General features: G+C 66.4%; 18 protein-coding genes and 1 tRNA gene. 7 read left to right on the top strand and 12 right to left on the bottom strand.

Annotation, left to right across the window (positions count from 1 at the left end):
* Positions 1–4 precede the first annotated feature (4 nt).
* Genes ACIHAX_RS29255 through ACIHAX_RS29240 form a run of 4 tightly spaced genes read left to right on the top strand, consistent with a single transcriptional unit; the run spans position 5 to position 3,347 of the window.
* Positions 5–316 (top strand): hypothetical protein, encoded by a 312-nt coding sequence (locus tag ACIHAX_RS29255; protein WP_397280769.1) that lies wholly within the window; start codon positions 5–7, stop codon positions 314–316.
* A 1-nt stretch (position 317) separates the two neighbouring features.
* A complete protein-coding gene (locus tag ACIHAX_RS29250) occupies positions 318–935 on the top strand; it encodes a hypothetical protein (protein ID WP_397280767.1) in 618 nt (205 codons plus the stop codon).
* A 52-nt stretch (positions 936–987) separates the two neighbouring features.
* The gene (locus ACIHAX_RS29245; protein WP_397280765.1) at positions 988–2,394 is read left to right on the top strand and encodes an amidohydrolase family protein; all 1,407 of its coding nucleotides are present in this window, start codon (positions 988–990) and stop codon (positions 2,392–2,394) included.
* Positions 2,395–2,399: 5 nt separating this feature from the next.
* The gene (locus ACIHAX_RS29240; RefSeq protein WP_397280763.1) at positions 2,400–3,347 is read left to right on the top strand and encodes an antibiotic biosynthesis monooxygenase; all 948 of its coding nucleotides are present in this window, start codon (positions 2,400–2,402) and stop codon (positions 3,345–3,347) included.
* A gap of 3 nt (positions 3,348–3,350) precedes the next feature.
* On the opposite strand, the gene ACIHAX_RS29235 is transcribed toward ACIHAX_RS29240, so the two are convergent.
* From ACIHAX_RS29235 to ACIHAX_RS29210, 6 genes are all read right to left on the bottom strand, one after another.
* Positions 3,351–3,806 (bottom strand): deaminase, encoded by a 456-nt coding sequence (locus ACIHAX_RS29235; protein WP_364437487.1) that lies wholly within the window; start codon positions 3,804–3,806, stop codon positions 3,351–3,353.
* Positions 3,807–4,298: 492 nt separating this feature from the next.
* Entirely contained in the window at positions 4,299–4,676 is a 378-nt protein-coding gene (locus ACIHAX_RS29230; RefSeq protein WP_397280761.1) for a hypothetical protein, read from the bottom strand.
* 456 nt (positions 4,677–5,132) lie between these two features.
* Positions 5,133–6,224, bottom strand: coding sequence for a hypothetical protein (locus tag ACIHAX_RS29225; protein ID WP_397280759.1), 1,092 nt, complete (start codon positions 6,222–6,224; stop codon positions 5,133–5,135).
* A 64-nt stretch (positions 6,225–6,288) separates the two neighbouring features.
* Positions 6,289–6,807 carry a hypothetical protein gene (locus ACIHAX_RS29220; RefSeq protein ID WP_397280757.1) on the bottom strand — a complete coding sequence of 173 codons (519 nt, stop codon included), beginning with the start codon at positions 6,805–6,807 and terminating at the stop codon, positions 6,289–6,291.
* 283 nt (positions 6,808–7,090) lie between these two features.
* Entirely contained in the window at positions 7,091–7,360 is a 270-nt protein-coding gene (locus ACIHAX_RS29215; RefSeq protein WP_397280755.1) for a hypothetical protein, read from the bottom strand.
* A complete protein-coding gene (locus ACIHAX_RS29210) occupies positions 7,347–7,745 on the bottom strand; it encodes a DNA-directed RNA polymerase subunit beta (RefSeq protein WP_397280753.1) in 399 nt (132 codons plus the stop codon). Before ACIHAX_RS29210 ends, ACIHAX_RS29215 begins: the two co-directional genes overlap by 14 nt.
* A gap of 319 nt (positions 7,746–8,064) precedes the next feature.
* On the opposite strand from ACIHAX_RS29210, the gene ACIHAX_RS29205 reads away from it, so the two are divergent.
* Entirely contained in the window at positions 8,065–9,339 is a 1,275-nt protein-coding gene (locus ACIHAX_RS29205) for a helix-turn-helix domain-containing protein (protein ID WP_397280751.1), read from the top strand.
* 11 nt (positions 9,340–9,350) lie between these two features.
* Entirely contained in the window at positions 9,351–9,821 is a 471-nt protein-coding gene (locus tag ACIHAX_RS29200; protein ID WP_397280749.1) for an SAM-dependent methyltransferase, read from the top strand.
* A 63-nt stretch (positions 9,822–9,884) separates the two neighbouring features.
* On the opposite strand, the gene ACIHAX_RS29195 is transcribed toward ACIHAX_RS29200, so the two are convergent.
* From ACIHAX_RS29195 to ACIHAX_RS29185, 3 genes are all read right to left on the bottom strand, one after another.
* A tRNA-Ser gene (locus tag ACIHAX_RS29195) sits at positions 9,885–9,975 on the bottom strand.
* 64 nt (positions 9,976–10,039) lie between these two features.
* Positions 10,040–10,474, bottom strand: coding sequence for a nucleoside deaminase (locus ACIHAX_RS29190; RefSeq protein ID WP_356963511.1), 435 nt, complete (start codon positions 10,472–10,474; stop codon positions 10,040–10,042).
* A 43-nt stretch (positions 10,475–10,517) separates the two neighbouring features.
* Positions 10,518–11,057, bottom strand: coding sequence for a tRNA adenosine deaminase-associated protein (locus ACIHAX_RS29185; RefSeq protein ID WP_195079751.1), 540 nt, complete (start codon positions 11,055–11,057; stop codon positions 10,518–10,520).
* Between the two features lie 58 nt (positions 11,058–11,115).
* On the opposite strand from ACIHAX_RS29185, the gene ACIHAX_RS29180 reads away from it, so the two are divergent.
* Positions 11,116–12,066, top strand: coding sequence for a prephenate dehydrogenase (locus tag ACIHAX_RS29180; RefSeq protein ID WP_397280747.1), 951 nt, complete (start codon positions 11,116–11,118; stop codon positions 12,064–12,066).
* A 323-nt stretch (positions 12,067–12,389) separates the two neighbouring features.
* Here ACIHAX_RS29180 and ACIHAX_RS29175 read toward each other — a convergent pair whose 3' ends face one another.
* Genes ACIHAX_RS29175 through ACIHAX_RS29165 form a run of 3 tightly spaced genes read right to left on the bottom strand, consistent with a single transcriptional unit; the run spans position 12,390 to position 17,057 of the window.
* Entirely contained in the window at positions 12,390–13,004 is a 615-nt protein-coding gene (locus ACIHAX_RS29175; protein ID WP_356963376.1) for a putative glycolipid-binding domain-containing protein, read from the bottom strand.
* A 49-nt stretch (positions 13,005–13,053) separates the two neighbouring features.
* Positions 13,054–15,243 carry an ABC transporter transmembrane domain-containing protein gene (locus ACIHAX_RS29170; RefSeq protein ID WP_397280744.1) on the bottom strand — a complete coding sequence of 730 codons (2,190 nt, stop codon included), beginning with the start codon at positions 15,241–15,243 and terminating at the stop codon, positions 13,054–13,056.
* A 2-nt stretch (positions 15,244–15,245) separates the two neighbouring features.
* Positions 15,246–17,057 carry an ABC transporter ATP-binding protein gene (locus ACIHAX_RS29165; RefSeq protein WP_397280742.1) on the bottom strand — a complete coding sequence of 604 codons (1,812 nt, stop codon included), beginning with the start codon at positions 17,055–17,057 and terminating at the stop codon, positions 15,246–15,248.
* Positions 17,058–17,090: the final 33 nt, after the last annotated feature.

Here is a 17,090-nt window from a genome sequence, read left to right as displayed (position 1 = left end):
CTCGATGAGTGAGAAATGGCAGCTGTTCGGCGAGCATCTCGAGTCCGCCCCGGGGCGGCTGTCGAGCCGGGTCCGCCGGGCGCTGCGAGCCAGAGCCGCCGGGACAGCCGACTCCGGCCAGGACGTTCCCGCTGAACTCGCCACGTTCGCGGACCTGGTGGCCGACCGCTCCTATCGGGTCACCGAGCAGGAGATCACGGCGCTCAAAACGGCCGGGCACACCGACGACGAGATCTTCGAGGCGACCGCGGTCGCCGCCTACGGCGCGGCCGACCGGCGCCTGCGCGCCGCGCGCCTGGCTTGGGAGGGGTACTGAGATGTGGCTGGAGGCAGTGCGTTCCGGTCACGACCGGCCGACCAAACTCGTGTTGTGGACCATGCGGCGGTTCAGCGGCGTGGAGGTTCCCGCCGTGCTCAAAGTGTTGTTCTACCGGCACAGGTTCTTCGGGTCGCCGCTGTCGGAGCTGATCCAGGACATCATGCGCGGACCGTCGTACTGGACCGTCGCCGAACGGGAGATCTTCGCGACGCATACCTCGCGGGCCAACGAGTGCCCGTTCTGCGCCACCTCGCACGAGGCGATCGCGGGCGCCTACGTCGACGCCGACGTGGTGACCCGCGCCTTGGCCGGCGGCGCGGACTCCCCGCTGCGTCCCGAGGCGCGCGCGATGCTGGCCTTCCTCGCGAAGATGGCTCGTGACCCGGGCGGGTTGACCGCCGAGGACGCCGCGCTGGTCCGGCTGGCGGGCGTCTCCCGGGAAGCGTTCGACGAGGCCGTCTGGGTCGGCACCTGCTTCAATGTGATCAACCGGATGATGAACACGGTCGGAGCGGGCCCGCTGGAGGACGCGCAGCGCAGCGTGAGCGCCCGATTCATCAAACTCGCCGGCTACCGTATGCCGCCTCCGGTGACATTCTTCTCGCGCGGCGTCTGACCGCATTTTACCCGATCCGCTCGCATGCCGGATCCATGTGTGTTTTCCTCGAATGGTGAGCCAAGTCCACTTGGGGCACATTTTCCACATCGCCGGAAGTCCCGCAGCCGGCGATGCGGCCGACGCGTTGGCCGATCTGCCGGACGGTGCGCTGATAATCGGGGAAAGCGGCCGGATAGTATTCTGCGGACCGCGCTCCGATATCCCGGCCGAGCACCGCGCCGGAGAAGTGTTCGATCATCGTCCAGGATTCCTGCTTCCCGGATTCGTCGACACGCATATCCACTTCCCACAGACCTTCGCGGGCGATGCCTACGGCGGCGGCCAACTGCTGGAGTGGCTCGAATTATGTATGTACCCCGCGGAATCCCGTTATGCCGATCCAGAATTCGCGCTATCGGCGGCCACCGAGTTCTGCGCACGGCGCATCGCAGCGGGGACCACGGCGGCGATGGTCTTCGGCTCGGCGTTCCCGCATGCGCAGGACGCCCTGTTCACCGAGACCCGGCGGCGTGGTCTGCGGATTGTCGCAGGCCGGGGAATCCAAACGACCGGAGCGGATGCGGCGGCGCCGCTGATCACCACCGAAGACGACGCCATCCGATTGACGAGCGAAGAGATCGACAAATGGCATGCCGCCGACACCGGTGACGTGGACACGGCGCTGCTGCACGTGGCGGTCGTGCCGCGATTCTCGCTGGCGGTTACTCGCACGACGCTGAAAAACCTGGGCGATCTCTATGATTCGGTACGCGAACGCGGCGTCTATTTCCACAGTCACCTCAACGAGAACAACCGCCCCGGCACCGGCGAAGTCGATGCCACCAAGCAGGCGTACGACGTGGCGACCTATCTGGATACCTACGACGGGAAGTTCCTGCCCGGGTCAGCGGTGGGCGGCAAGAGCATGCTCGGCAAGCGCACCATTCTCGCCCACTGCGTGCACTGCCAGGACGACGAACTGCGGCGGATGGCCGAAACCGGCACGTCGGTCGCGCACTGCCCGGTATCGCAGCAGTTCCTCGGTTCCGGCACGATGCCGTGGAAGCGGACGCTCGCCTCCGGCGTCACGGTAGCCGCGGGCACCGATTACGGCGGTGGCGACGAATGGCTTATTCCACAGGTACTTTCCGCCGCGTTCAAAGTGCACATCTCCGAGCCGGGCGAGCAGGGCGTGTCGATGCATCCCGCGGAAATGCTCTTCACCGGCACGCTGGCCGGTGCGCGTGCCTTGGATATGGAGAACCGTTTCGGGAATTTCGACGTCGGTAAGGAAGCCGACTTCATCGTGGTCGAACCGGCGCGTGTTCCAGCGCTGGAAAGCACGCTGGTATACGGCGTTCGCTCCGACGACCCCGTACTGGCCCGGGATCAGACACTGTTCGCCTTGCTGATGGGTATCCGAGAGCCCGCGATCACCGAGGTCTACGTGCGGGGCCGTCGCGTCGACGTCGTGTAGCGCCGATGAATGCCGCGGCGACCGTCGTAACGGTCTTTCACCGACCGGCGAACGACGCGGCCTTCCGGGACTGGCTGGCGCGGCTGACCGAAATCGCCCGCACGATGCACGGGTTCACGCATTCCTCCGTCGCGGTGACCGAGAGCCCGATGCTCGAACCGGGATTCAGCGTCACATTCCGATCCGAGCCATTGCTGCACGAATTCCTGGACTCGGCCGAACGGGCAGCCACCGTCGCCGACGGTGAAGCGCGCGGCTTCCATTGCAAGAGCGCCGATCTGATCATCGTCGAGGGAGAGTCGCCGCCGCCGGGCGTCTGCGTGTTCCGGCACAGTGTCGCACGCGACAAGGAATTCGAATTCGAGGCGACCGAGGCGCAACTCGTCGCGGCGAGTTCGAGATTTCCGGGATTCGAGGGCGCCGCCCTTTTCCCGGCGGACGGCGGCCGCTGGTTCTCGCTGCTCCGATTCCGGACACAACGGCAGTTGACGGAATGGCTGGGCTCGGACGAACGCGCCGCCGCGCTACCGGAATTGCGTTCGAAGCTGACCGAGGACTTCACCGTGGACGCGCACACCACGCCGTTCGGATCTACCGTCCGCACGGTCGACGGCGAGACCAGGATGACACCGACCTGGAAGACCGCCATGCTGGTGCTGCTGGTGCTGTATCCGACGGTGATGGTGCTGTCCCGATTCCTCGGTCCGGTGCTCGACCGGCTCGGCGCGCAGCCGTGGCTGGCGTTGTGGCTCAGCCAGATCGTGAGCGTGGGCGTGATGAGCTATTTCCTCTCACCCGCGGTCGCACGCCGGTTCCGCCGGTGGCTGGACCCGGTCGACGGCGCGAGCCCACGGATCAGCATCGTCGGAGCGGCGGTGGTCGTCGTCCTCTACGCGCTGACACTGCTGCTGTTCGCGTCGGTGCGCTGGCTGCAGTACTGGGACTACGACTGAAGCTCAGGACAGGTCGAGGTGCCGGTTCATCGACATCGCCGCCTCGGCGAGGTCGGCGAGCTCGACCACCGTGACCCCCGCCTGCCGCAGTTTCTCCACGCCCACGCAGTTCGCCACGAATGTCGACGGCTCGCGCCACGCGATCACCACGACCGGAATACCGGCCCGCAATATCCGGTCCGTGCACGGCAGCCGATCCTTCGACCCCCGCTCCGAGCAGGGTTCCAGCGTGCTGTAGATCGTGGCACGCGCCAGCCGGAGATCGGCCGGGTCCACCTTGCGGAGCGCGGCCTCCTCGGCGTGCTCCTTGGGATCGGACTCACGCGAATAGCCGGTGGCGATCTCCGCACCATCGGCGACGATCACCGCACCCACCGAGAACGCGCCCTCCGCCACCGGGCACAAGCGCGCGAGTTCGATGGCCCGGTTCATCCAGTAATCGTGGTCGGGCTCGGTCACCGGAATCAATCTCCTTCGGTTTGCCATGGAAGATGAGAAACCCTTTCACCTGCGCAAACAGATGAGGCTAGAGCATTGGTGTAGAGATTTGACCCTCCGCCACCGCCATAACCAGAACATATCTCGCGAATGCTGACCAGACTAATGTCCTCATGCACTCACATCCCAGATCGGAGACTACCTTGACCGGAGTCCTTGTAGATTCCTGCCTCCGACATCCCTGGCCAGGTGAACGTACTGCAGGCGAGCCGTGATGTGCTGACGCCGCAGTGCGTGCGGCTCGGTGCTGCTCTGTATTCCGTTCCGAGTTCCTGGCTCGGGAAATTCGGCGGGTGTACCTGAGTGTAGGCCATAGGAGGGCATTCGCAGCTTCCCAGCTCGGTGTGGATCCGTCGACATCGGTGCTGAGCAGGTTCATCTGACACCTGAGCCCCGCAGTCGGGCTGCCGCTCCACGAGACAGACCAGCCCGCGCGAGGTGTCTTCCAAGTAGCTATCCTTGCCAGATCGTGATACTGAATTCTGCGGGAGTTTGCACCGATCCTATGTCGACCGTCTTTGTGAATGTGACTGCGGCGACGACGGATTTGCCGACATAGCAGATCACGTCACCTTCGGCAGGAGCATACGCGGATCTAATGAATCGCGTGTTCTTTTTGCATGCGTCATAACTGGCCGCAGAACTGTCCAGTTTTGCCAAGGTCGATCTATCATCAACCACCAACGCCAGCGAATTCCATCCGACACCAAGCCCATTCTCCTTAGTGGGGAATGGACATTCATTTGCCTTGCCGATAGGCAGATTGTAGCCACTGGCGAGCACAATGGGGCAATTAGCGATCAGGGCGGTGCCCGGTACAACAGCGGGCACACTTGTAGTCGCTGGGATTGTCGCTGCTGCTGGTCCGGCCGGAACCGTCACGGACGGCTGACCCGCGGCCTGCGAGGTATTCGGCGCTGTTGCCCTACCAACGAACACCCCCGCCCCTGTGAGAGCCACGATCAGTGTGGAGATCGCAGTGATCCACGCCGGTCCGAAATCTCGGATCCCGGTTCGCCTCGCGGCTTCAGGTTGGGTTGGCGCTCCATCTGGTTGCGGTGGCTGTTGTCTGCCTGACTGATTCGTACCAGCGCCCCCAGTGGGCGGGTTCTGCTCGCTCACGCCGCAGAGTCTATGGCGATGTGACCACCATGCCCAGTGATGGTCTCCCGCCGCCCAACCCGACGCGACCAGCCGCAGGTCCATCTGCGGCCACAACCCATTCCTCGGCGAGGCACTCCACGAACTTTGCCCTGGGACCGCTGCATTCGATCTGGCGCAGGCGATTCACCGGCCGCGCTCCATTCCCCGGCTCCGTTCTTGGCTGTGCCAATAACCACGCTGTGCCTGCGGCGACGTACCCGGAGGTTCTTTGACCGCCGCAGACGGCGGGTGCGCTTGACCGAGCCCGAGAAGCTGCACCACTTCCGGCGGAATCCCCTGCGCCTGCAACCGCACCAGTTGTTCCGCGCGCTCCTTCTCCGCCGCCTCACGTGCCTTGAATGCAACCTCTCGTTCCCTGTCGACTGCCGCACGCGCCTCGCCCCCCGCGCGCTCGACGCTGGCAGCCTCCGCACCTTCTCGCACCGACTGTTGCCCGGTGTCGACGGCTTCGCGTTCCTGGTACTGGTTGGGCACTGGGAATTCCTGCGCCACCCGTTCGGCAGCCGCCCGCTCAATCTGTGCCCGCTCATCGACTCCGCGTGCTTGCCTGGCTCGCTCGGCTTCTTCTCTTGCTTGCCGGTCGTGTTCGACCCGCTGCGGGGCTTCGGCCCGGCCGCGTGTAGCACCATCGCGGAATCTCAACATGTTCCGGAATTTCTCGGCCCGGTCGCGTGCCTTTTCCGCCAGCTCCGCGGCTTTCGCCCGGTGCTCGCGCTGCTGCTCCTTTTGCTGCCGCGCCTTCTCACCGACACCGGGCAATTCGAGCTGCTTTCCTGTTTCTCTTTGCAGTCCGATCGCCCATATCTCGCGGGCAACGTGGCGGGGTATGACCTGGTGCGTAAACTTTTCCTTGAAGTCGCGGACCAGACCGTCGATAAGCTTCTGCACTTCCGGCGACCTGTACTCACCTTCGACGGTCCGCAGCACGTGTTGCTGGATCACACCCTTATCGAGGAGTGCGCGTACCACCTCGAGTTGCTTCTTATCCTTCTTCGAATCGATTCTGCCGGACTTTTCTTCAATAGTGTAGATCAGGCCACGGTCTTCTTTGATCTTGTCGAATCGTACATTACCAACATTCGGGACCCTGAAAATCTGCGACTGCTGGACGTAGCCGTTTTCCCGGTCGCGGAAGTACTGAGCTGCGCCGTTTTCAAATATTCTGCCCCGCGTGTTGTTGTCGTAGTCATGACGGTCGCGGTCGTACTCGGGCATTGCCGCCCCCCGAGGCGTCGGTTTGTAGAATAGAGGCGAACGACTACGTTAAGCGGAAAGAGTGTTAGGCGTATTTCTCGTTATGGTAGCCCGCATACTCACGTATGGTCGCGGCCATGTCCGAAAACATCCCGTCGCGTTCTTCGGCGTCGTATCCGACCATACTGTCCATCAGATACCACGCCGTCATTTCATCTTCATCGTCGGTGTCGAATAGAAGTGCGGGATTCACGTCTTCATAGAATGTGTACTCCCTGCCGGGCCACTCGTATTCGATCCATTCAGCGCCCGCGAACTTGATGAAACACTCGCCGATGAAACAAATGAAAGCGTCGGCCATGTCGGCGTTCTCGGGGGCCATCGCGGTAGCCATGTCCGGGAACAAGTCCGCGACGATGGGGTTCAGCCGTTCCACCTCCGCCGAGCCTTCCGGCCACGGTTCCGAAGGCAGACGGCTTATGCCCGCATAGTCCATGAATTTCTGGGCTTGCGCCTTGCGACGGTCGGGGTCGACCCATTTCCCCCATTCGGTCTGCTCGACCGGTACGCCGAGATCCATGGTCAGCTGCTCGTCATTCCCCACGCCTAGCTCCTTCTCGTCATGGTCCGAACAGGTCAGTGTCGCGCGTGCACGGTCGGCGGGCAAGGAACCCACATCATCGCTCGATATACAGCCGTTCACACGGCAACCTGGGCCAGCGCTCAGCACTATCAGGAAGCACGTGCACAGCGTCGACGTAGTGCCGTTTCCGATGCCTCTTGCACGAACAGAACAGCGGCGGTGAGGCAGGCCGCGAAGTCGAACCGTGCGCCGTGCAGGAACACCGACAGATGCACATCCGGATCGTTCGGCAGCGGAGAAGTCATCACATGCCCCGCTCCCGAAACCACCGGTAGTCGTCGCGGGTCACGATTTCCGCCGTGACCAGTGTCGAACACTGCAACGGGTCGCAACCCTTGTGCGCGTCGAGTGCCTTGTCAGCGGCGTCGCGGCTCATCAACGGCAAGGTCGGGTTGCTGTGCGAAGTCAGCCGGTCATGCAGCCGCGCCAACGCTGCCTCAACGTCGAATCTGCCCGACTTGCCGCCCTGAAGCAGTAGCAGCGCGGGACGTTCGGGCTCGTCACTGTCCGGCATAAGCCAGTACCCGCCGCTGCGCCCGCTTCGCTGCCGCAATGTCCCGTATCGCCCGCACTATCAGCCAACCCGAAGGGCGAACGTGGCTGTCCGGGCGCACGATCCACGCCCGGAACGCGGTCCCGCGATCGGCTGGACTCGGCAACCCGATCGTTCCGCCGTCGCGCACGATGGACACGTTGAACCGGAACATCTCAGCGAACAACGGCACGTCATCGGGCACGTCCGGCCGGATGATGAACGTCCAGCGCTGCGACCGTGGATGCGAAAGGATTGGTCCCAGCTTGTAACCCTGGTTCTGCATCCACACCTTCACGTCGTGCCCCAGCACGGCGGGCATCGTGATCGCCCACACCGAGCCGCAACGGGCCACGATCCGGCCCACATGCGGAGGGTCGACTCGCGCGGGTATATCGCACACGTTCCGGTAGTAGTGGCATCGAGACATCGGTGTGTCCCCGAACGCTTCTCGGCGCATCGTGCTCCCCTGCTCACACTCGTCGGAATAGGCGCGCCCGGCCCCGACAACCCCCTGATCGGTACCCGGGACAGGAGCGGACTGCGGTAAGGGGCTCGCGGTTCCGTACTCCATGCCGGACGCCTATTCAGATGACCACGGAACATGCACCGAGGAACGAGATCGGCGTCCACAGCGCATCCACAACTAGCTGTACGCGGGTCCGTGACCGGCTAGATTCGGCGGTATGGACGGTCACGCCGCTATCGTCGGTGCGCAGCTCCGAGCAGCCCGCGAAGCCGCTGGAGTGTCCCTGGCCGCACTATCTGCTCAGATCCACTACAGCAAGTCTGTGCTTGCCTACTACGAGACCGGAGAACGCACACCGACGTCCGATGTCATAGCGTGTTACGAGAAGCATTTCGGTCGCATCCAAGACCCAGTAGCGAGCTTGCTCAACCTCGGAAAGGCTGATGTGGAACGGCGCTCTTTCCTACGTGTCGGATACTCCACAGCACTCAGCGCGTCCGTCCTGCTGCCCGGGTGGCTCGACAACGCGGCCGCCCTTCCACGCAAGGAATCCCGAGTCCGCTACGTGGGGGAAGCCGACGTAGCCGCTGTCCGAGATGTGATGCTCCTCTTCTCGCAGATAGATCAGCGACTCGGCGGCGGGCATGGACGAACAGCCGTCGTCCAATATCTGACCAACGAGGTAACCGGCTATCTGAAGGGTTCCTTCGCCAGCGAGACCGTCCGTCGCCAAATGTTCTCCGCAGCAGCGGAGATGGCCTACCTCGTCGGGTGGATGGCGTTCGACAACGACGAGCACGCAGCCGCACAACGCTACTTCGCCACATCGACCCAGTTCGCCGCCGAAGCGGAAGATGCGCCGCTGGCCGGTCACGTGCTGCGCGCAATGGCGCACCAAGCCGTGGATTTAGGACACCCCGAGCAAGGCCTACAGCTGGCTGAAGCATCCATCAGCGGCGCTCGCTACCAATCGGCCTGCCCCCGCGAGCGCGCACTGCTGAAGGTCGTGCACGCGAAAGCATTGAGCGCGGCCGGTCGGTCCGCCGAGTCAGCGAAAGCCCTCCTCCAGGCCGAGCAGGATCTCGCGGCAGTCGCCGACTCCGATCCCGAACCCACTCGGGTGTTCTTCTTCTCCGAGGCGAGTCTCGCTCATGAAACTGCGTGCGCACTGCGGGACGCGGGCAACCTCACCGGGGCCGCTGACCAATTCCAGCTCAGCGTCCGCAAGCGCAAGGCCACCGCGTTCACACGAACCCATGCCGTGACCCTCGGTTACCTCGGCACGGTGCAGGCCCGCAGCGGCGAAATCGAGCAGGCCTGCGCCACCTGGCGTTCCGCACTCGACGCGATGGGCGGAGTGCAATCCGGACGCACCCGGACCGTGGCCCGCGACATACGCTCGACGCTGGCACCGTACCGCAGCCAGTCCATTCCCGGTGTCCGCGAGACTGACGAGCAGGCAGCCGAGTATCTAGCCGTAAACAGGAAGTAGGACAGGGTCGTATGGCTGAGGAAGTGTTCGAGGTAGTGCCGGTTGCGCACGTCGTAGGTGGACGGCGTGAACCGACCGATGATCACTGGGGTGGCACCGAGGCGATCATTCGCGTCGACGACCCCCGGTTCACCGAGGAGTCGGTGCAGGGGTTGGAGGAGTTCAGCCACCTGGAGATCGTGTTCCGGTTCCACCTCACCGACCCGACGGACCTGCACTTCGGTGCGCGCAGCGCACGCGACAATCCCGAATGGCCGAAGGTCGGCATCTTCGGGCACAGGAACATGCGGCGCATCAACTGGCTCGGCGTCTCGCGGTGCCGACTGCTCCGAGTGGACGGCCGCGACCTGCACGTTGCCGAACTCGACGCCGTCGACGGCACGCCCGTGCTGGACATCAAACCCTGGTTCGCGGAGTTCGGCCCACGAGGAGACGTCCAGCAAGCTGCGTGGTCCACGGAAATGCTCAAAAACTATTTTTAGTCACCAAGCCGCTGCCTGAGGCAAGAAAATAGCCCCTCACCTGTGCGAACAGATGAGGGGCTTTGGCGGTGGCGGAGGGATTTGAACCCTCGGAGGGGGGTTACCCCTCACACGCTTTCGAGGCGTGCTCCTTAGGCCGCTCGGACACGCCACCGCCGACAACCATACCGGACCGGTGCCGGATCACTAAATCGCCTGTAGACCTGGGGTGGGTGGGCTCAGCGCTGGGTGCGGAAGAACTCGTCGAGCAACGCCGCGCATTCGTCCGCGAGCACTCCGCCGCGTACCTGCGGCCGGTGGTTGAGACGGCGGTCACGCACCACGTCCCACAGCGACCCGACGGCGCCGGTCTTCGGCTCCCACGCACCGAAGATCAGACGGCCCACCCGCGCGAGCACCAGGGCGCCAGCGCACATGGTGCACGGCTCCAGCGTCACGGCGAGCGTGGCGCCCTCCAGCCGCCACCCGTCACCGTGGACCGCGGCGGCGCGACGCAGCGCCAAGATCTCCGCGTGCGCGGTCGGATCGCCCAGCGCCTCCCGCGCGTTCGCGGCTCGCGCGAGTTCCATTCCGGCGGAGTCGAACACGACAGCGCCGACGGGTACGTCACGCTCCCCGGCGGCCGCCGCGGCGGCGATGGCCGCCCGCACCATATCGGCGTCGGCGGAGAACGGGTCGTCCGGGAGAACGCGCACGTCAGCGCGGCAGTTTATCCAGCACCGCGGCGAATTCACCGGCGAAGCCGAGACGCTGGGCGATCATGCCGAGCTGCTCATCCGGATAGAGATCGGTCTCTGCGAGGATGACGCTCAGCACCGGTTCGGGCAGGCCCAGATCGGCGAGCACACCGAGGTCGCCCTCCTCCCACGGCTCCACGTCGTCCAGTTCATCCGGATCGATATCGGGGATTTCCACGTTCAGGGCCTCTAGGACGTCCGCGGCGATGTCGTAATCGATCGCGGCCGTGGCGTCCGAGACGAGCATCCGGGTTCCGCTCGGCGCGGGCCGGAGCACGATGAAGAACTCGTCGTCGATGTCGAGCAATCCGAACACCGCTCCGGAGCTGCGCAAAGCCTTCAGTTCGTTTTCCGCGGCGGACAAATCGGTGAGCGCGTCCCGGCTCAGCGGACTGCACCGCCATTTGCCTTCTTCGCGGACAACCGCCACTGCGAACCCTTCCACGTCGTCGTAATCGTCCGACGCCGCCCTGTTCGTGCCCGAGCGCTGTGCTGCCATGGCCGCAACGGTAGTCTGCTCGAGCGGAAATGTTGAAGTCGTATGCCAATCTGTTCGGGTGACTTCGGCGAAGAAAGCACCCGTGTGCGTCCTCGGGACCGGTTTGATCGGTGGGTCGCTGTTGCGTGCGGCCGTCGGCGCGGGCTACGACGGCTGGGGATACAACCGCTCCGCGGTGGGTGCGCAGGCCGCCCGTGCCGACGGATTCGACGTCACCGAAGACCTACCTGCCGCGCTGCGGCGCGCCGCGGAGACCGACGCGCTGATCGTCGTCGCGGTGCCGATGCCCGCGGTGGACCACATGCTCTCGGCGATCGCCGACTACGCGCCGGAATGCGCGCTCACCGATGTGGTGAGCGTGAAAGGGCCGGTCGCGGCGGCCGTACGCGAACACGGACTCGCCGAGCGGTACGTCGGCGGCCATCCGATGGCCGGTACGTCCGAATCCGGCTGGGCCGCCACCGATCCCACGTTGTTCCGCGACGCGGTGTGGGCGGTCGGCGTCGACCAGGGCACGCGGGTCGACCCGTGGAGCCGCGTAGTGCGCCTGGCGCTGGATTGCGGCTCGGTGGTTGTACCGGTCGTGGCCGCGGAACACGATCGCGCCGTGGCCCGCATCTCCCACCTTCCGCATGTGCTCGCCGAGGCACTGGCCCTGGCGGGCGCCACCGGAGGTGAGCTCGCGCTGGGACTCGCGGCCGGGTCGTTCCGGGACGGCACCCGCGTCGCGGGCACGGCGCCCGACCTGGTTCGTGCGATCTGCGAACCGAATTCCGCGGCGCTACTGGAAGTTCTGGACGAGACACTCACCGTGCTCGGCGCGGCGCGCGACAGCCTGCGCGACAAGCAATCCCTCGCGGACCTGGTCGAAGCCGGGCACGACGCGCGACAGCGCTATGAATCCGCGCGCCGCTGGGAGATCACGGACATTCGTCCCGGCGACCGCGGTTGGCTGGAAGAACTGCGGGCCGCAGGCGAGCGCGGTGGGGTCATAACCCGGCTGAACTGACCGCGCGAGAACCGTCCCCTCCCAGACATTCCAGAGTCGGTCCGGCCGCTGCTGATCGCGGGTGAACACCTCGCGACGTTTTCTCCGGCGGAGATCCATCCGCGTCGAGGTGCGCGAGCCTGGGCAGCTCCGACGACACTGCCTTCAGTAGTCGCAGCGCCGAGAGACCGGCCGCGGGTGTCGACCCGGAGCGGCCTTCGGTGGCAGGCGCGTTCCCGGAGCTCCGGTGGCGATTCTGGAACCTCGGGGCTCGACGACCCGGTCCTCGGCACGAAAGCCTCGACTCGCGCATGCCAGCTCGTGGGCCGTCGCGCGGTGCCGCGTCAGATCCGTTCGGCCAGCCCCGGGTAGTCCAGCAGAAAGCCGTCGGCGTCCACCGTGACCGTCGCGCTGGAGACCGGCGAAAGCACGCTGATGCCGTCGGCGGCGCTGCTGTAGATCAGCGTGGCCTCTTGGACGAGCAGGTCGGGCAGGCGGACGTAGACCACGGGGACCTGGACGTCCTCGACCGCGTGCTGCAGGTCGTAGCGGCGGATCGGCAGGGTGTTGAAGAACGGGCTGAGCACCACGTCCACGTCGAGTGCTCCGGCGAAGGTGGAGCGCACGTGGTTGCCGCCCGCGTCGACGAGCCAGTAGTTCTCCTCGTCGCGGGCGATGGAGGCGTGCCGCTCCCCGGCGGCCGTCGTGGTGCGCAGCGACAGCCGCTTCGTCACGCCGTTCTCGTCGGTGACCAGGTCGTACGACGCGCTGAACGCGGGGTGGTCGGCGCCGGCGCCGCCGATCATCCGCCCGGTGGCGCGGATGCGGTTGCCATTGAGCTGTACCCGCACCGACTCCATCCGGGTCGCGTCGTGGGCGCGCCAGGTGAGGATCGCCGGCCACCGGGATTCCTGCGTGTTCGCGGCGGGGCTCTCGGGGTCGGAGGCTGGGGTCGTCACGTATCTACCGTAAGCGACGTCCGGCCCCCGCCCGTAGAACCGCCGCTCATCACACGAGCGACTCCCGCCACGCCGCGTGCAGGTCGGCGAACCGGCCGGTCCCCGCGATCAGGGCATCCGGCGCGCCGTCCTCGACGATCCGGCCGGACTCGAGCACCAGCACCCGGTCCGCGATCGCCACCGTGGACAGCCGGTGCGCGATGATCACGGCCGTGCGGCCGCGCAGCACGGTCTCGAGCGCCCGCTGCACCAGCCGTTCGCTGGGGATGTCCAGGCTCGACGTGGCCTCGTCCAGCACGATCACGGCGGGATCGGCCAGGAACACCCGCGCGAACGCGACCAGCTGCCGCTGCCCCGCCGAGAGCCTGCCGCCGCGTTTGCGCACGTCGGTGCCGAAGCCCTCGGGCAACGCCTGCACGAAGTCGTACAGACCGACCGCGCGGGCCGCCGCGAACACCTCCGCGTCGGTGGCCTCCGGCCTGCCCAACCGGATGTTGTCGGCCACCGAACCGGAGAACAGGTAGGACTCCTGGGTGACCATCACCACGTTGCGGCGCAAATCGGCGTCGGACAGCAGGCGCAGGTCGACGCCGTCCAGGGTGACCACGCCGCCGGACGGGTCGTAGAACCGCGTCAGCAGCTTCGCCAGCGTCGACTTGCCCGCACCGGTCACACCGACCAGGGCGATGATCTGCCCGGCCGGGATGTCCAAGGTGAACTCCGGCAGCACCGGTCGCGTCCGGCGATCCGACCGCACCGGCGAATCCGCGGACGGTACCGGCAGGGCGTCGGCAGGCGCGTTCGACTCCGCCGCGACGGCGCTGCTCGGCGAGCACCCGCCGACACTCGTGGACGCACCGGGCAGGACATGGGAACCGGCCGACGGCTTGCCGGTCGCGGCCAGGCCTCGCACATCCGACGGGCTGTCCGGTTCGTCACCGGTCGGGGCGCCGCCCGGCCGGACCGCCGAATCACCCACCGCGCCGGCATGACGGCCGCCGTCGTCCAGCCGGACGGCATCCGACTTCTCGGATGCGCCGCTGTCGGCCGTCGAACCGGCCGCGTAGCCGAACCACACCTTCTCCATCCGCACCGCGCCGGACGCCTTCGCCAGGGGGATCGGCCGCGCCGGCTCCGGCACGGACGGCTCCTCCTCGAGCACGCCCGAGATCTTCTCCAACGCGGCCGCCGCGGACTGGTAGGCGTTGAACACCTGCGCCAGCTCGTCCAGCGGCCCGTAGAACTCGTTGAGGTACAGCAGGTAGGCCGCGAGCACGCCGACCGCGAGATCGCCCTCGATCACGCGCCAGGCACCGACCACGATGATGGTCACCGTGGTGAGGTTGCCGAGCAGTTTGGTCAAACCCGCGTAGTCGCCCATGCCGCGCATGGCCGCGGTGGTCGCCTGGCGGTATTCGGAGTCCTCCACCGCGAGCACCGACTCGTTGCGCTGCTCCCGGCGGAACGCCTGCACCGCCCGCATGCCGCCCATCGACTCGACGAACTGCACGACCACCTTGGCGATCGCGGCGCGCGTGCGCCGGTAGCCCGCTCGCTGCCTGCGCTGCGCCCAGCGGGTGACCAGCGCCAGGGGAACGAATCCGATCAGCACGATCGCGGCGAGCGCCTGGTCCAGGTAGATCAGCAGCGCCGCGATGGTCAGCACCGACAGGATCGCGCTCAGCGCCTGGTTGAGCGCACTCTCCAGCAGTTCCTGCAGCGTCTCGATGTCGCCGGTGAGCCGCGCCACCACCTTGCCGGAGGTGTACTTCTCGTGGAAGGCGACGCTGAGCCGCTGCACATGTGTGAACGCGCGCACGCGCAGGTCGAACAACACGCTCTGGCTGAGCTTGCCGGTCACCCGCAGGAAGGAGTACGTACAGATCGAGCCGAGCAGGATCGAGCCGACGTAGCCGCCCACGGTCCTGGCCAGCGGCGCCCAGTCGCCCGCGACACCGCGCGCGATGCCGGTGTCCAGCGCGTGCGCGACGAACAGTGGCGCGGACACCTTCGCGATGTTGTCCAGCACGATGAGCACCAGCGCGAGGCCGGTGAGCTTGCGGTAGGGCCTGACCAGGTCGAGCAGCAGCCGCCGGGAGCGTCCGGCCAGCACCAGGTTCCCGGTCTCGGTGACCTCCTTGTCCTCGCCCGCGATGCCGCGCCAGTCGGCCGCGCCTTCCGCACGGGTCGGATCAGTCTGCGGCGCTTCGTCTTCCGAGACAGTGGTCGCAGTACTCACAGCTACTCACCTCCCATCAGTTCGCGGTAGCTCTTACTGGTGCGCAGCAATTGATCGTGGGTGCCCTCCGCGACGACCCGGCCGTCGGCGAGCACCGCCACCCGGTCGGCCAGCGCGGCCGTGGACGGACGGTGCGCGACGAGCAGCGTGGTCGCGTCGGCCAGCACGGTGCGCAGGCGTTCCTGCACTCGCTCCTCGGTCTCCACGTCGAGCGCGGACAGCGGGTCGTCGAGCACCATGATCCGGCTGCGCCTGCCTCCGCCCGCGCCGGTGAGCACCGCGCGAGCCAGCGCGAGGCGCTGCCGCTGACCACCGGACAGGCTCAAGCCCTGTTCACCGATCCTGGTGTCCAAGCCCCAGGGCAGGTCGTCGACGAACGCGGTGGCCTGCGCGACCTCCAGGGCGCGGCGCACATCGGCGTCCGTGGCGGACGGGTCGCCGAGCGCGACGTTCTCCCGCACACTCGCCGAGAACAACACCGGTTCCTCGAAGGCGACCGACACCAGCGATCGCAGGTCGGCGACCCGCATCGCCGCGATGTCGATGCCGTCGATGGTGATCGCACCGCCCGTCACGTCGTACAAGCGCGGGATCAAGTTGAGCAGCGCCGTCTTGCCGCTTCCCGTCGCGCCGACCAGCGCCACCGTCTCGCCCGGGCGCACCCGCAACGACACCTCGCGCAGCACCTCGTTCTCCGCGTCGGGAAAAGCGAAACGCACAGCCTCCAACCGCAATTCACCACGGATGCGGTCCGGCAAGCGCACCGGATCGGCCGGATCGGTGATGTCGACCGGGGTGTCGACGATCTCCCAGTATCGGTCGGCAGCGGTGCGCGCGTCGTTCAGTTCCGCGAGCAGGAAGCCGGTCCAGATGATCGGCCACTGCAGGAAGGTCGCCAGCGTGATGGCGGCGATCAAGGTGCCGAGCGTCATCGTGCCGTGCGCCACCGCGTACCCGCCGTAGCCGAGAGCGAACGCGATGGCCAGTTGCGGAATGCTCAGCATGCTCGACCACAATGTCGCGTCCAGGCGCGCTTTCAGCAGCTCGGTCTGCCGCAATACCTGCGCCTGGGCGGTGAAGCGGCGGCCGAAGAACACGCCTCGCCCGAACGCCTTGAGCACCCGAACGCCCTGCGCGGACTCCTCGGCCGTGGTGGCCAGGTCCCCGGACTGGTCCTGCGAACGCCGCGAGGCCACCGCGTACCTGCGCTCGAAACGAATGCAGATGAACACCAGCGGAATGGCGATCACCGCGAAGATCAGCCCGATCTGCGGGCTCAGCCCGATCAGCACGAGCAGGCCTACCGGAATGATCACGCAGTGGATGAGCAGGAACGGTCCCGCGAACGAGACGAACCGGCGCATGGTGGCCAGGTCCTCGATCGCGCGGGACAGCAGCTGACCCGACTCCCACGCGTCGTGCCTGCCGATCGACAACGCTTGCAGCTTCCGGAAGATCTTGGCGCGCAGCGTGATCTCGATACGCGTCGCGGGGGCGGCGATCAGCCAGCGGCGTCCCCACACGCCACCGGCCTCGACCAGGCCGAGCGCCAGGACCAGGGCCACCGGCCCGAGCGCGCCCGCGAGATCGCGGTGGGCGACCGGGCCGTCGATGATCCGCGCGATCATCAGCGGGATGACGACGGCCGTCAGGCCGGACAGCAGCGCCAGTCCGCTGGCGGCGAGCAGAATGCGGACGTGCGGACGCAGGTACGGCCAGAATCGGCGCAGGGAATGCAAGCGGCCCGTGGCGGCGGGCCGCTCCGTTCTGTCGGCCTCCGATTCGGCCGACGAAACGTCCAGCGTGACAGACAAGACTCCCCCTGTAGGTATGTGACTGGCGGCGGA

This window comes from Nocardia sp. NPDC051929 (assembly GCF_044548645.1).
Lineage (GTDB): Bacteria > Actinomycetota > Actinomycetes > Mycobacteriales > Mycobacteriaceae > Nocardia > Nocardia sichangensis.
This window is presented reverse-complemented; position numbering and strand designations above follow the sequence as displayed.